Origin of the sequence: Verrucomicrobium spinosum DSM 4136 = JCM 18804 (genome assembly GCF_000172155.1) — a bacterium.
In the GTDB taxonomy this organism is placed as follows: domain Bacteria; phylum Verrucomicrobiota; class Verrucomicrobiia; order Verrucomicrobiales; family Verrucomicrobiaceae; genus Verrucomicrobium; species Verrucomicrobium spinosum.
In genome coordinates, this window is the sequence record NZ_ABIZ01000001.1 from 6,428,095 (window position 1) to 6,442,904 (window position 14,810).

Below are 14,810 nucleotides of genomic sequence, written 5' to 3' on the forward strand. Positions count from 1 at the left end.
CGTTCTTTCGCACCCTGAGCAATCTAAAGATTGAACTACGAACAGAGCCCCGGCGCACGAGGCAGTTGGAAGCGGTTCGTAGTTCAAACTTTAGTTTGCTCAGTTCAGTACGCGGCGCTCAAGTCTTGTGTCTCTGTTCCTACATCGGCGTGATCACAATGTTCCGGTACGCCACGGGACCATGGTCACCCTGGAACATGATTGGACCTTCGGGCGCCTCCTTGCCAGTCACACCTGAAGGCGTGGGTCCGGGCATCTCCAGATCCTTGTGAAGCAACTGGCCATTGAGCTCCACCTTGAGGAACTTGGCATTGGCGATTTTCTTGCCAGCGGCGTCGAACCTGGGAGCCTGCCACTCGATGACAAACCTCTGCCACTGGCCGGGGGCCTTGCTGGCATTGACCGACGGCACCGCCGCACCGTAGATCGCGCCCATGTCGCTGGGCTCCATCTTGGCTTTGCCAAAGGAGTCAAACACCTGCACTTCGTACTCGCCCATCACATAGATGCCGGAGTTGGACCCCTTGGGCACCATCACCTCCAGCTCGATGCGGCAGTTCCCGAACTTCTGCGTGGTATAGAGGTCCACGCTGTCTCCGTGCTTGGCGGCGAGGTTGACGAGGGCGAGGCCGTCTGCAAATCCGATTCCAAATCCGCGAGCCTGCAGGAGTTTTTCATTGGCAGGATCCACCGACGCCAAGGCGGTGGTCCATTTGTTGGTGCCCTTGCCGGGCTTGGTCTCCCAACCGGAGAGATCTTTGCCATTGAAGGGTTTCACAGGATCGGCTGCGACCAGCGGGCTGGAAAAAGCCAGCGCGAGGAGAAGGGAGAGAGGGCGAACTTTCATGTGGAATACGCGTAAGAAAACCAGAAGCGCCTCCAGTACGCACCAGAAAAACCCGTTCTTCACGCCAAATGCCCACCCGAATTCCCATCTTGTTAATCTGTCCAAAATCTTGTTAATCCTGTCTAGACACCGCGTCGCTTCCTGAACCGCGTCCCAGATCTGAAACTCAGGCCATTTGTTCTGATGTCCCTCTCCCTCCGCCCCTTCCTCGCCCTCTGCGGACTTGGTCTTTGCCTCTCACTCGATGCGGGCGCAGCCACGCCGCAGGAAGAGATCGCCACCCAGGTGCCCGCTGCCCGGAAGATCCTGGACACCTGGCAGGCGGATCAGCCACAGAAAGAGGAACGCTACTTGCATCTGGTGTACTGGACCCCGAAGGACCGGGAACCTGCCCCGAGATACCGGGAGCGGCTCACGAAGATCTTGGAGCACATTCAGGCGTTCTATGCCCGGGAAATGGAGCGCAATGGCTTGGGCCCTCGTACCATAAAGCTGCAACATGAGCAGGATGGCCTGGTGAAGATTCATCTTGTGAAGGGAGATGCCCCCTACTCCGACTACGCCGTGCAGAGCGGGGGCAAGATCCGCAAGGAATGCCTGCCCGTGCTGGAGAAGGCGGGGCTGGATGCGGAAAAGGAGACCATCGTAATCTTCTGCAACATGTCCAACTGGGATCCCATCAAGCAAACGATGTCCCAGAACAGCCCCTACTACGCAGGCGGCACCAACCGCAATGGCACGGCCTGGCAGGTGGACTCCCCGCTGCTGGACCTGGACCTCCTGGATGACAAGGAGCCCTTCCTCCAGGATGGCCAGTACGGCAAGATCTCCTACGGCCGCTACAACACCATCTTCATCGGCGGCGTGGCCCATGAGGTGGGTCATGCGCTGGGGCTGCCTCACAACAAGGCGCGGCCCGACCAGGCCGCCCTCTGGGGCACGGCGCTCATGGGATCAGGAAATCACACGTACAGCGAGGAGCTGCGCGGTGAGGGCAAGGGTACTTTTCTCTCCCTCGGTGAGGCTCTGCGGCTCGCCTCCCACCCCGTCTTCTGCGGGTCGGTGAAGGGGTTCGATGTCAAACCCAACGCGGTGATCAGCGAGGCAAAGCTCACGCCATCGGCCGAGGGCAAGTCCTTCACCTTCAGCGGCCGGGTCACGGCGGATCCCCCAGTGTATGCGGTCATCGGCTACATGGACCCCGCGGGCGGCAGCAACTATGACGCGACCACGCGCACCGCCGTGCCGGACAAAGAGGGGCGCTTCACGCTGGAGTGCGATGCCTTGAAAAGTGGTCGCGCGGGCATGCTGGGAATTGTGGCCGCCCAGGCCAACGGAGCGATGAGCTCCTTCGCATCCCCCGGAGCGGAGCGAACCTTTCCCTACTATGTGGAGGCCGATGGCCGGGTGGACCTGAGCGCCACGCATGCGACCGAGGCCCTCGCCCCCCTGATGAAAGCGGTGAATGCCCGACAAGAAGTGGGCGTGCGGCTGGCACTGGATGAACTGGCGAACCAGAACGTGGAGCCCCGCATTCTGGAAACAGCGCAGGTGCTGGCCGATACCCTTCAGGGCAAGGCCGGCCCTCACCCTTCCCAAGTGGACGGCAATGTCTGCCATCTGTCCGATGCCGCCACCCTGGAGGTGGAAGTGGGCTATGGTCGCCCGTTGGTCAATCGCCTCCCTGCCCCAGACAATCTGCTGATCGCAGGCAGCCGCCTCTACCCACGCGGTCTTTATGCCCATGCGCCTGCCCGGCACGTCTGGGATCTGGGAGGCAAGTGGACCCGCGTCAAAGGTGTCGCCGGACTTGCTACCGGACATGACGGCTCCGTGAACTGCCTCATCATCGGGGATGGTCGCGCCCTCTGGCGCAGCCCGAAGCTCCAGGATGGGAGCGCCGTGGAATTCGATGTCGAGGTGAAAGGCGTCCAGAAGCTGGAGTTCAAGGTGACTGACGGCGGCAATGGCAACGGCTCCGACTGGGGCGTGTGGCTGGACCCGGTGGTGGGACGGTAAGACTGGAAGACAGAAGACCTGACCGCTACGCGTGGGCGCAAGTCTTGGGGTCTGGGGTAGGTGGAAGCTGTGCAGAGTACAGACTGCCTCAGGTGGTCGGTCATAGACTGAGGAAGGGTAGGTTGGAACAATCGGCAGCGCACTCGGCACATTCGCCTTGAAAAGGGTTTGGTGCCGAGGCGTTGGCCACGGTAAGGTAAAAAACGCTTCCCCGTGTCAGGATTTTGCTTAAATTGCCATCCTGAACGCCCCCATGCACACCACTCCCCTCTCTCTCATTCGCCGCCTAGGCCCGCTTGCAATTCTTACCATCGCCTGCGTTTGGGGTGCCCCACTCATGGCTGCCTCGGGCGATGTGGACACCAGCTTCGGCTCCGGCCTAACCATTGACCAGACACCCACGACCATTGCGACTCAGCCCGACAGGAAGGTTGTCCTGGCTGGAAAATCATTTCTGGTCAGCGGTCGAATTCGCCACGGGTTATTTCGATTGAATGAGGACGGCACCCCGGATATCACTTTCGAGCCCGAAACTTACCCTGGGGCCGAAGTCAGTTCTCTGGCAGTGCAGAGCGATGGGAAGATTTTGGCGGCAGGCATCCTCTCCACCTCCGCCTCTGAAACACCTCGTGCCACGGTCACCCGATATTTCCCTGATGGGAGACTCGACACCACTTTCCAGGCCCCCGTCCTCCGCGGCCTCTGGGAGTCAGGAAATACACGTCACGTATCGATCCTGTTGTGTCCGGATAAAAAAATTCTCGTTAGTGAGGTGGAGCAGTACAGCTCTTTCAGCAGAGCCTACCTACGCCGGCTGAATGCCAACGGGACTTTCGATACCAGCTTTGATCGGGACTACTTCTTTGATGGAGGCTCCATCAAGTCCCTCGCCCTTCAACCAGATGGCAAGATCATCGTCGCAGGCAGCTTCGAGTCATTTTATGCCGGATCCACCTATGGGGCCGGCCCCAACATCAGCCGACTCAACGCTGATGGCTCCATCGATGCGGCATTCACCCCGGTGCTGGAAATTCATCCGTACAACGAGATCCAGAATGTCCTGGTCCAGCCCGATGGAAAAATGCTTGCGGTGGGAGTCATGAGGTATGAAGGCGAGACCGCATACGTCCAAGTCACACGCCTCCTCGCCAATGGGGCCCGGGACACCGATTTCACGAGCCTGCCGGTTGTTGGCTCCCCGTACTACATTTTGAGAGCCGCGCTACAGAGCGATGGCAAATACGTGCTTTCCCTCCCTGGCACCCTGCCAACCGATGTGGCTTGGCCTGGGAACTTGCTGCGCTTCAACAGTGACGGCACACGCGACACCACCTTTGTCGGGAATACAGGTCAAGACGTCTCCGCCCTGGCGCTTCATCACGATGGGAAGCTGGTGTTGGCCGGGCCGTTTCCTGAACGCGTGCAAAGACGGCTCAATGACACTGGTGCGCGACAGCTCACCATTCCGCAAGCTGGCAGGGTGCGTTGGGCTCACACGGGAGCCAGTGGTGCCCCATCACGTGTGGCATTTGATTTCCTCAATGCCCAGGGCACGGTGACCTCTACCGTGTTTCCGATTTACGGATCGGGCTACTGGGAATGGTCGGGCACCATTCCCGCTGGCAACGGTGCCATTCAGGCCCGTGCCGCCTGGGCCGGTCATCATGATGTGCAGACGATTGCCTTGGGAACCCCCTCCCCAGAAATCGCGGTGAGTCAACAGGGCAGCAATCTCGCGGACAATACTTCGACGGCAAGTTTTACAGACGGCACTCCAGGCATTGCCACAACACGAAGCTTCACCATCATCAACACGGGGCCTGGTACACTCACAGGAATCAACACTTCCATCACAGGTTCCCAAGCAAGTGCCTTTCAAGTGATAGCCCCGCCCACAGCAGCGCTGGGCTCCGGAGAGTCCACCACGTTCTTGGTGAGATTTCAACGCACCAGCGTTGGGGACTACAGCGCCGCCCTTCACATTGCCAGCAATGACGCGGACGAAACATCCTTCGACATCGCCCTTACGGGTAGCGCCACCGCGGGCACTTGGAATCGCACTTTCACTGAACCGACAAGCGGCGCGGTTCCATCCGAGGGATTTGACGCCACGGGACAGGTATTGGGCACGATCATTCTGGATCTAAATGCAGATGCCGCCACAGAGTTGGTGCTGGTAGACAACACCTCATCCAGCCCGGTGACGGGACAGTTCTCAGGCCTGCCGGATCGCAGCATCGTTGCGGGCACCTACAGCCCCACTTACGGCTCGAGGCAGGTGAAACTACAAATCCGGTACGACGGAGGCACTGGCAACGACATTGTGTTGATACTGCTCAACCCCGCCCAACTGGACCGCGACTTCGTCGCCCCTCCAGATATCACGGTTCATGCCATGGCAGAACAGCCGGATGGCAAGATTTTGATCGGCGGTGATAACAATGTGAGTTCGGCCCGCAGGCTTCTCCGTATTGATGCTGCAGGCAACGTGGACCCGACCTTTGACACAGGCACCGGCCCCAACGTGAACGGTGTGTACTGTGTGGCAGTGCTCGACGATGGCAAGTTTCTCGTGGGGGGCACCTTTGATACGTTCAATGGAGCCTCCAGACCCAAGCTGGTGCGCCTCCTCCCGAATGGCTCGGTGGATTTCACCTTCCATGCACCCACCATCACGAAAACGGTGAATGTCCTGCGCGTACTTGCGGATGGCAGGATTCTCGTAGGGGGCGCCAATGACTTGGGAGTTCGTCGACTCCTGCCTGATGGTGCAGACGACACGACATTCCTCTTCAATCGCGAAGGACGCCCCGTGACCTTCGCTGGAGAAATCAACACCATCGGGATCGCCCCAGACACCACGCTGGTGATAGCTGGGAGAATGTACTACGCCTATCCCACGGGCACGCCTACGCTGGTCATGGCCCGACCTTACGCCTTCCGGTTTACCGAAAATGGGCAACTCATCGGCATGATCGCCCAGACAGCCGATGGAGAGTTTCTGGTAGGCGGTCTTGGCATGCTTCCAAATGGAAAAATAATCGCCGGAGGAGGAGGCAAAAGGAGCATGATGCGCTGGTCCGCCGATGGAATGGTGGCAGAGTACATTCACAGCGGAGCGGCGGGAATGGCTCCCGCAGCTCTGCAAACGGACGGCAAAGTCTTGTCCGTTCTCTACGGCCCCGCCCCTTACAATTGGGTCGGCCCAGAAAGTTATCATCCCCCAAGTGGATCAAGAGTTCGCCGATTGCTGGCAAATGGCGATGATGACTCCTCCTTCGATCAAGGCAGCGGCACCGGATCCCAATGGATCGAACATCTTTGCCTGCTATCCTCAGGCAAAGCACTCGCGGCCGGGCCTTTCACCAACTACGACGGGCTTACAGCCCAACGCCTGGCTTTGTTCGTGACCAGCGCCGCCACCAACCACCTGCACCGCACCAGCCAGAGCGCCATCCGCTGGAGACGGGGCGGCGGGGCACCCGAGGCAGATTCGGTCACCTTTGATGCCTCAGGTGACTCAGGCCAGACATGGACACAACTGGGCCAGGGCAGCCGGGCGGCGAATGGGGAATGGGAAATTACTGGGGCCACCATGCCAGCCATCGGCTTGATCCGCGCCCGGGCCCGGGTGGTGGGGGGACGCTACAACGGCAGCAGCGGTCTCGTGGAGTATGTGCAGGCCTATGACTCCAGCACCCCGGAACTTGCGGTCGAGGCACCAGGTGGGGCCGACCTACAGGTGGAGAGCGCGTTCTACAACTTCGGCCTGGTGTCGCAGAACGCAGCCGTATCGCGGTCGTTCACCCTGCGCAACACCATCGGCGGCACGCTCAATGTCAGCGCCGCCACCACAGGCGGCCAGCAGAGCGATTTCGTGATCACGACGACTCCCGCCGCGAGCTTGACGGGCGAGCAATCCACCGTTGTAACCGTCACGTTTACCCCGGCTACTCTGGGCACACGCACCACCACACTGCAGATCACCAGCAATGACACCGATGAAAGCCCGTTCCTCGTGGAGCTCACTGGTACAGGTGTGACCGCGCAGCAGGGATGGCGCTACCAGCATTTCAACACCGCCAACAACACCGGCGATGCCGCGGACCTGGCGGATTTTGACAAAGACGGCCTGGCCAACCTAATGGAGTTTGCCTTCGACCTGGATCCGAAGTCAGGCAATGCTTCCAACGGAGCAGCCAAGCTCCCGGAGCCGGTGGTGGAGGGTGAATACCTGGTGATCCGGTTCACGCCCCCTGTAGCGGGAGTGGCCGCCGGATTGACCTACGGAGCCCAGGCGAGCGCGACGCTGTCGGCGGATTCCTGGACGCCGGTTTCCAATACCGGGACGGGAGGCGTGCATGAATACAAGATCCCGCTGGCCGGTGCGCTGCGGTTCATGAAAGTAACCGTGAATGGTGGTGGGAGTTGAGATGTAGCCCAAGGAGCGGCGGTTTGTGCTTGCACAACCGCCGGTGGTGAACGGAGGGGGGCAATTGACAAGTCATCTTGATGGTCTTGAAGACAGGCCGGGGTTTCGTTCTGATTCACACCATCTCACCACTCCCCTCCCCTGAGGTTCCCGGCAAGATGCCGGGAACGGCACGCAGGATGCAAGCGCATTGAACCGGCGGGACGCCGGTAGCACGCACAGGCTGGAAGCCCGTGTCCCCCCTGACCTCAGGTCTGATGTCTGGCAGTCTGGCAGTCTGGCAGTCTGGTGTCTCCGCGCGAAGCGCGGCTAACACTCCGTCACATTCACCGCCAGACCGCCGCGGGAAGTTTCCTTGTACTTGCTGCTCATGTCGGCCCCGGTCTGGCGCATGGTGGCGATGACCTTGTCCAGGGAGACGGTGTGTTTCCCATCACCGCGCAGGGCGAGGCGGGCGGCGTGGATGGCTTTCACGGAGCCCATCGCGTTGCGCTCGATGCAGGGAATCTGCACCAGGCCGCCCACGGGATCGCAGGTGAGGCCGAGGTTGTGTTCCATGCCGATCTCGGCGGCGTTTTCCACCTGGGCTGGCGTGCCACCGAGGGCTTCGCAGAGGGCTCCTGCGGCCATGGAGCAGGCTACGCCCACCTCTCCCTGGCAACCCACCTCGGCACCAGAGATGGAGGCGTTGAGCTTGTAGAGGATGGCGATGGCGCCAGCCGTGAGCAGGAAGCGAACGATCGTATCCTCATCCTTCACCCGATGCACGCGCACCAGGTAATGCAGCACCGCAGGGACGATGCCTGCAGCACCGTTGGTGGGGGCGGTCACCACGCGACCACCAGCGGCGTTTTCCTCGTTCACGGCCATGGCCCAGAGGCTCACCCAGTCCAGCGCGACGAGCGGATCCTGCAGGGCAGCCTCGGGACGATCGGAGAGTTCTTGAAACAACTTGGGCGCGCGGCGCGGCACCTTCAACCCACCTGGCAGGGTGCCCTCACTGCGACTGCCCCGCTTCACACAGGCCTGCATGGCGGCCCAGACCTTGAGCAGGGCTTCACGCGTTTCGGACTCAGGGCGGAACGCGGCCTCATTCGCCAGAGTCAATCCGCTGACGGAGAGCCCTGTCTTTTCACAGAGATCCAGGAGCTCGGCCCCGCTGCGGTAGGGATGAGGCAGCACCACCTCCTGGGAGGGCAGTTCATCGCGCTGGGCGGCGCCCTCTGGCACCACGAACCCGCCGCCAATACTGTAGTACACCTTGGCAAGGAGCTCGCCCCCGTCTGCATCATACGCGACGAAACGGAGGCCGTTGGGATGGGCGGGCAGGCTCTCGAGCCGATGAAACAACAGGTCCCGCTTTTCCTCAAAAGGCACAGCATGGCTGCCGCCCAGGTTCAGCATCCGCTCGCGCCGGATGCGCTCTAGGCGGAAGGGCACCTCATCCACATCCACACTCTCTGGCAGCTCGCCCTCCAGGCCCAGGAGCACCGCCTTGTCCGTGCCGTGGCCCTTCCCTGTCAGCGCCAGGGAGCCATACAGGTGTGCCTCCACCCGGGCGGTCAGATTGATGAGCCCCGCCTCCGCCAGACGATGGGCAAAGCGACATCCCGCCCGCATAGGCCCCACGGTGTGGGAGCTGCTCGGCCCGATGCCGATGGTGAACATGTCGAGGACGGATAGGCTCATGGAAAAGGGGTCGCTTCCATTGTCTATGACCGCACCGCGCAAAGTGATTGTGAAAAAATCCCACTTTGAACGGGGAATTCAGACAAGATCCCGGCCGCAGCCGTGGCTAGCGTGGGGGACGATGAGCACCACCCACCCTTGGACCGGCGTCTTTCCGGCCATCACCACCCAGATGCACCGCGACGGCTCCCTCGACCTGGACGCCACCGCCGCCCACGCGGAGGTCCTGATCCAGAGCGGCATCCGCGGACTGATCTTCCTGGGTTCCCTGGGGGAAAACCAGATGCTCTCCGCTGAGGAGAAGCGCTTGGTGATGCAGGAAATGGTGCGCGCGGTGAAGGGGCGAATCCCCGTGGTGACTGGCGTGGCGGAAACGAGCACGGCGGAAGCTGCCACCTATGTGCAAGATTGCGAGGCCGCCGGGGTGGATGGCTTCATGCTCATGCCGGCCATGTGCTACAAGACGCCGGATCCGGAGGAGACGTTGGCGCACTTCCGCACCGTGGCAGGGGCCACCGGATTGCCCATCATGATCTACAACAACCCCATCAGCTACGGGAATGACATCACGCCAGAGATGTTCGCCACGCTGGCGGAGGTAAAGAACTTCGTGGCGCTGAAGGAGAGCTCCGGCAACACGCGCCGCATCACGGACCTGCGCAACACCGTGGGCGACCGCTACGCCATCTTCACCGGGGTGGATGACCTCGCACTGGAGTCCGCGGTTCTAGGCATCGACGGCTGGGTGGCCGGCACGGGGATCGCCTTCCCCAAACAGAATCAACATCTCTGGGACCTCATGCAAGCCGGCCGCTGGCAGGAGGCGGTGGCCATCTACCGCTGGTTCACCCCACTGCTGCACCTGGATGTGCACATCAAGTTCGTGCAATACATCAAGCTCTGTGTGCAGGAATGCGGCCTGGGCAAGGAGTGGACGCGCGCGCCGCGACTGTCACTGAGTGGCGCAGAGCGGGAGGCCGTGCTCAAGGTCATCCATAAAGGTATTTCCAGCCGACCCACGTTGGAGTCCGGGGAAACTCATTTCTAATTCATACTTCATAATCCATAATTTCCCCTTCCGATGCGCTACTCGCCAATTGATCCGCAACTCTTCACCGGCAACCGCGCCCGTCTCTCGGCGCTGATGCAGCCCAACTGCCTGGCGGTGGTGAACAACAATGATGTGCTGCCGACCAATGCGGACGGCACGTTGGTGTTGCACCCCGGGGCGGATCTCTTCTACCTCTGTGGCGTGGAGCAGGAGGAGTCCATCCTGTTGTTGTTTCACGGTGCCCATGAGGCGAAGAACCGCGAGATCCTTTTCCTTCGGGAGCCCACGGAGCATGTGCAGATCTGGGAGGGGACGAAGCTCAGCAGGGAGGAGGCGACCAAGATCAGCGGCATCGCCCGGGTGGAGTGGCTGGGAGCCTTCCCAGGCATTTTTCACGCCCTGATGTGTGAGGCAGAAGGCGTGTACTTGAATGCCAACGAACATCCCCGTGCCCAGGTGGTGGTGGAGACGCGGGAGGCGCGGTTTGTGAAGGAGACGCGGGAGAGCTACCCGCTGCACAACTACCTCCGGCTGGCGCAGCTGCTGCACCAGTTGCGCACGGTCAAGTCAGCAGACGAGGTCACGCTCATCCGGAAGGCCTGCACGATCACGCGCGATGGGTTCGACCGCGTGGCCCGCTTTGTGAAGCCCGGCGTGACGGAGAACCAGGTGGAGGCTGAGTTTGCGCATGAGTTCATTTCCCAGGGAGCAAAGTTCGCCTACAGCCCGATCATCGCCTCCGGGGCGAATGCGCTGGGGCTGCACTACATCCAGAACAGCGCCGTGTGCAGGGAGGGCGAGCTGCTGCTGCTGGACGTTGGCTCCTCGTACTACAACTACTGCTCTGACATGACGCGGACCATTCCCGTGAGCGGCCGTTTCACCCCGCGCCAGCGGCAGGTGTATGACGCCGTGTTCCGTGCCTACACCACCTGCGCAGCCGCCTTGAAGCCGGGGCTGCTGGCCAAGGAGTGGCGGACCATCGCCCAGGAGACGGTACAGAAGGAACTGGTGAACCTGAAGCTCATCACCATGAAACAGGTGCGTGCGCAGGGTCCGGAGAAGAAGGCACTCATGAAATATTTCATGCACGGCGTTGGCCACCCCATCGGCCTGGATGTGCATGACGTGCAGCCCGCGGACGCACCTCTGCAACCCGGCTGGGTCATGACTTGTGAGCCGGCGATTTACATCAAGGAGGAGGGAATCGCCGTGCGGTTGGAGGACACACTCCTCATCACGGAAACCGGGGCCCAGAGTCTCATGCACGACATCCCCATGGAGGCCGATGCGATTGAAGAATTCATGAACGCGGGCTCCGTGAAGCCAAAATCCAAAGGAGGGAAGCGACGGTCATGACAGCAACCCTACAACGCGTGGCGGTGATCGATTCCCACACCGGGGGCGAGCCGACCCGCACGGTGATCTCCGGCGCTCCCGACCTGGGGCCTGGCACCGTGGCGGAGCAACTCGCGGTCTTCCGCAGCCAGCACGATGACTTCCGCCGTGCGGTGGTGAATGAACCCCGCGGCCATGACGTGATGGTGGGCGCGCTGCTGGTGCCGCCGAGTGATACCTCGTGCACGGCAGGCGTGATCTTCTTCAACAATGTGGGCTACCTGGGCATGTGCGGCCATGGTACTCTGGGGGTGATCATCACCCTCGGCCATCTGGGGCGCATCCAACCCGGACCGCTCAGCCTGGAGACGCCTGCAGGGGTGGTGCAGGCGCATTGGGAGGGGGGGGACAGAGCCAGCCTGACCAATGTGCCTGCCCGCCTCAAAGCGCGAGACGTCACCGTGCAGGTGCCGGGTGTGGGCGTGGTCACCGGTGATGTCGCATGGGGCGGCAACTGGTTTTTCCTCGTGAACAACCACGGGCAGACGCTGAGCCGTGAGAACATCCCGCGCCTGCTGGAAGTTTCAGGAAACATTCGCCAGGCGGTGAATGCGCAGGGTCACCCCAAAGTGGATCACGTGGAGCTCTTCGGCCCGCCGCAATCGGGCGGCAACTCACGGAACTTCGTGCTCTGTCCCGGCGGAGCGTATGACCGCTCCCCTTGCGGCACGGGCACCAGTGCGAAGCTGGCCAGCCTGGCCACGCGGGGACTGTTGGAGCCCGGGACACCCTGGGTTCAGGAAAGCATCATCGGCAGCACCTTCACCGCCTCCTACACCTGGCTGGACCGCGGGGCCGGCACCCTTCTGCCCTGCCTCAGCGGCACGGCGCATGTGTGCGCGGAAGCCACGCTTTTGCTCGACGATACCGACCCCTTCTGCTGGGGTATCAGGTGAGATGGGGGTATGAGTTATGAGAAATACGCAGGCTGAAGCCTGTACCCCGTACGACTTCGCCCCCAACGCCTTGCCCACTGACGCACCGACGTACTGACGCACTTACACACCGGCAACACCGCTTCCACGATGTACTACACGCACCTCCTCGTCTCACTCGCACTGCCCGTGCTAGCCGCCGCCGCTCCGCTGGATTACCCTGAAGCACGCGCCCTGGCTTCCCGCACTGAGAACACGATCTTCCGCGCGGAGGTGCGCCCGCACTGGCTGGAGGACGGGCACCAGTTCTGGTACAGCGTAAGCACCGGGCCTGAGAGCAAAGAGTTCGTGCTGGTGGATTCTGTCACTGGCACAGTGCAGCGGGCCGCCACTCTGGAAAAGCTGGGCCTGCCGCCGAATGGTCGTGAGGTGGACATGCCGGTGATCCGCGGCACCCGAAGCACCGGCCCCAAGTGCCACCTCCGGGTGCTGAATCAGACGAAAGAACCCGTCGAGCTCTTCTGGAGCGACTTCGACGGGCAGCGGCGCAGCTATGGGCGCATCCAGGCGGGTGATGCCCGGGAACTGGAGACCTTCGCCGGCCACGTCTGGGTGGTGGTGAATGCGCTGGGCAAGCCGCTGCGCGCGTTCGAGGCCCGGGAAGGTACGCTTGAAGTGACGGTGGATGGCACGGGCGAACCGCCCAAAGATCCGCGCACGGAGAAGCGGGAGGATCCCCGCCTCTCTCCCGACAAGAAATGGCGCGTCGAGTTTCGCGATGACCAGCCCTACCTCGTGAACCTGGAGAACAACGAGGCCTCGAAGCTGGAGCTGCCCGCAGAGGACAAGACCCGCTGCAGCGGTCCAGTGCAGTGGTCGCCCGACTCACGGCATGTCGTCTTCATGCGGCAGCACGAGATCCCGGGTCGCAAGATAAGCATCGTGCAGTCCTCCCCGGCCGACCAGTTGCAGCCCCGGGTGCAGACGCTGAACTATCTGAAACCGGGCGATGAGTTGCCCCGCCCCCGCCCGGTGCTGGTGCGGGTGGCGGAGCGTCGGGCGATGATCCCGCACAACGCGTTGTTTCCCAATCCCTTTGCCGAAGGCCCCGATCTGGATGTGCGCTGGTCTGAAAACGGCGATGAGTTCTACTTCAACTACAACCAGCGCGGCCACCAGCTTTACCGCATCCTCGCGGTGAATGCGACCACGGGCGCGGTGCGCACCGTGGTGGAGGAGACGAGCAAGACCTTCATCGACTACACGAACAAGACGTACCGCGAATGGCTGAAGGGCATGGGTGAACTGCTCTGGACCAGTGAACGCGATGGCTGGTGCCACCTCTGGCTCTATGATGCGGCGACGGGCCAGCCCAAGCTCCAGGTGACCAAAGGTCCCTGGGTGGTGCGAAAGGTGGAGCATGTGGATGCCGTGAAACGCCAGGTGTGGTTCATGGCCGGAGGAGTGCGGCCGGAGGAGGATCCCTACCACCTGCACCTCTGCCGGGTGAATCTAGACGGCACCGGCTTTGTGAGGTTGACGGAGGGCGATGGCACGCACAAGATCACCTTCTCCCCCGACCGGGCTTGTTTCATCGATACCTGGTCCCGCGCCGACCAGCCGCCCGTCACGGAACTGCGCCGCAGTGCCGATGGCAGTCTGATCAAGGAACTGGAGCGCGCGGACATCTCCGCCCTGCTGGCCACGGGCTGGACCCAGCCAGAACGCTTTGTGGCCAAGGGACGCGATGGGAAGACGGAAATCCATGGCATCATCATCAAGCCGGCGGGCATGGATGCCAAAAAGCCCTCACCCGTGCTGGAGGAGATCTATGCCGGGCCGCACGGCAGCTTTGCCCCCAAGGAATTTGGCCGCCTGCTCCGGCAGCAAACCCTGGCGCAAATGGGGTTTGTGGTCGTGCAGGCGGATGGCATGGGCACGAACCATCGTGGCAAGGTCTTCCACGACGTGAGCTGGAAGAATCTCAAGGACGCTGGCTTCCCGGACCGCATCGCCTGGATCAAGGCGGCGGCCGCCACCAGGCCCTGGATGGATCTGAACCGCATAGGCATCTATGGCGGCTCCGCCGGGGGCCAGAGCGCCATGCGCGCCCTGCTGGATCATCACGACTTCTACAAGGCCGCCGTGGCGGACTGCGGCTGCCACGACAACCGCATGGACAAGATCTGGTGGAACGAGCAGTGGCTGGGCTGGCCGGTGGATGACAGCTACAAACTCAACTCCAATGTGGAAGACGCCGGCAAGCTGCAAGGGCACCTCATGCTGGTGGTGGGTGAGTTGGACAAGAACGTGGACCCGGCCTCTACGATGCAGGTGGCCAATGCCCTGCAACGGGCCGACAAAGACTACGAGCTCCTCATCGTGACCAACACCGGACATGGCGCGGCCGAGACGCCGTATGCGAGCAGGAGGAGGGCGGCGTTTTTTGCACACTGGCTGGGAGCAGGGAAAAATTAGGAATGCTGAATGAGGAATGAG

Annotated in this window: 8 protein-coding genes; 6 read left to right on the top strand and 2 right to left on the bottom strand. The window is 61.8% G+C overall.

The window, feature by feature from the left end; all coding sequences use genetic code 11:
- Positions 1-139 precede the first annotated feature (139 nt).
- Positions 140-847, bottom strand: coding sequence for a 3-keto-disaccharide hydrolase (locus VSP_RS26275; RefSeq protein WP_009964452.1), 708 nt, complete (start codon positions 845-847; stop codon positions 140-142).
- Positions 848-1,030: 183 nt separating this feature from the next.
- On the opposite strand from VSP_RS26275, the gene VSP_RS26280 reads away from it, so the two are divergent.
- Together VSP_RS26280 and VSP_RS26285 are read left to right on the top strand one after the other, a co-directional pair.
- Positions 1,031-2,866, top strand: a complete 1,836-nt coding sequence (locus VSP_RS26280) for an NPCBM/NEW2 domain-containing protein (RefSeq protein ID WP_009964453.1) — start codon at positions 1,031-1,033, stop codon at positions 2,864-2,866.
- Between the two features lie 337 nt (positions 2,867-3,203).
- On the top strand, positions 3,204-7,298 hold the full coding sequence (locus VSP_RS26285) for a choice-of-anchor D domain-containing protein (RefSeq protein WP_009964454.1): 4,095 nt from the start codon (positions 3,204-3,206) through the stop codon (positions 7,296-7,298).
- A gap of 309 nt (positions 7,299-7,607) precedes the next feature.
- On the opposite strand, the gene VSP_RS26290 is transcribed toward VSP_RS26285, so the two are convergent.
- Positions 7,608-8,987 (bottom strand): L-serine ammonia-lyase, encoded by a 1,380-nt coding sequence (locus tag VSP_RS26290; RefSeq protein WP_009964455.1) that lies wholly within the window; start codon positions 8,985-8,987, stop codon positions 7,608-7,610.
- Positions 8,988-9,108: 121 nt separating this feature from the next.
- Between VSP_RS26290 and VSP_RS26295 the strand changes: the two genes are divergently transcribed.
- From VSP_RS26295 to VSP_RS26310, 4 genes are all read left to right on the top strand, one after another.
- On the top strand, positions 9,109-10,035 hold the full coding sequence (locus VSP_RS26295) for a dihydrodipicolinate synthase family protein (RefSeq protein ID WP_044133668.1): 927 nt from the start codon (positions 9,109-9,111) through the stop codon (positions 10,033-10,035).
- Positions 10,036-10,068: 33 nt separating this feature from the next.
- Positions 10,069-11,397, top strand: a complete 1,329-nt coding sequence (locus tag VSP_RS26300) for an aminopeptidase P family protein (RefSeq protein ID WP_009964457.1) — start codon at positions 10,069-10,071, stop codon at positions 11,395-11,397.
- Positions 11,394-12,332 carry a proline racemase family protein gene (locus tag VSP_RS26305; RefSeq protein WP_009964459.1) on the top strand — a complete coding sequence of 313 codons (939 nt, stop codon included), beginning with the start codon at positions 11,394-11,396 and terminating at the stop codon, positions 12,330-12,332. The genes VSP_RS26300 and VSP_RS26305 overlap by 4 nt, the downstream gene beginning before the upstream one ends.
- Positions 12,333-12,461: 129 nt before the next feature.
- A complete protein-coding gene (locus VSP_RS26310) occupies positions 12,462-14,789 on the top strand; it encodes a prolyl oligopeptidase family serine peptidase (protein WP_009964460.1) in 2,328 nt (775 codons plus the stop codon).
- The last annotated feature ends 21 nt before the right edge of the window (positions 14,790-14,810 follow it).

Excerpts from the sequence above, each read along its gene's own strand:
- VSP_RS26280 (WP_009964453.1), top strand. The coding sequence starts at position 1,031 with ATGTCCCTCTCCCTCCGCCCCTTCCTCGCCCTCTGCGGACTTGGTCTT.
- VSP_RS26300 (WP_009964457.1), top strand. The coding sequence starts at position 10,069 with ATGCGCTACTCGCCAATTGATCCGCAACTCTTCACCGGCAACCGCGCC.
- VSP_RS26310 (WP_009964460.1), top strand. The coding sequence starts at position 12,462 with ATGTACTACACGCACCTCCTCGTCTCACTCGCACTGCCCGTGCTAGCC.
- VSP_RS26305 (WP_009964459.1), top strand. The coding sequence starts at position 11,394 with ATGACAGCAACCCTACAACGCGTGGCGGTGATCGATTCCCACACCGGG.
- VSP_RS26295 (WP_044133668.1), top strand. The coding sequence starts at position 9,109 with ATGAGCACCACCCACCCTTGGACCGGCGTCTTTCCGGCCATCACCACC.
- VSP_RS26275 (WP_009964452.1), bottom strand. The coding sequence starts at position 847 with ATGAAAGTTCGCCCTCTCTCCCTTCTCCTCGCGCTGGCTTTTTCCAGC.
- VSP_RS26285 (WP_009964454.1), top strand. The coding sequence starts at position 3,204 with ATGGCTGCCTCGGGCGATGTGGACACCAGCTTCGGCTCCGGCCTAACC.
- VSP_RS26290 (WP_009964455.1), bottom strand. The coding sequence starts at position 8,987 with ATGAGCCTATCCGTCCTCGACATGTTCACCATCGGCATCGGGCCGAGC.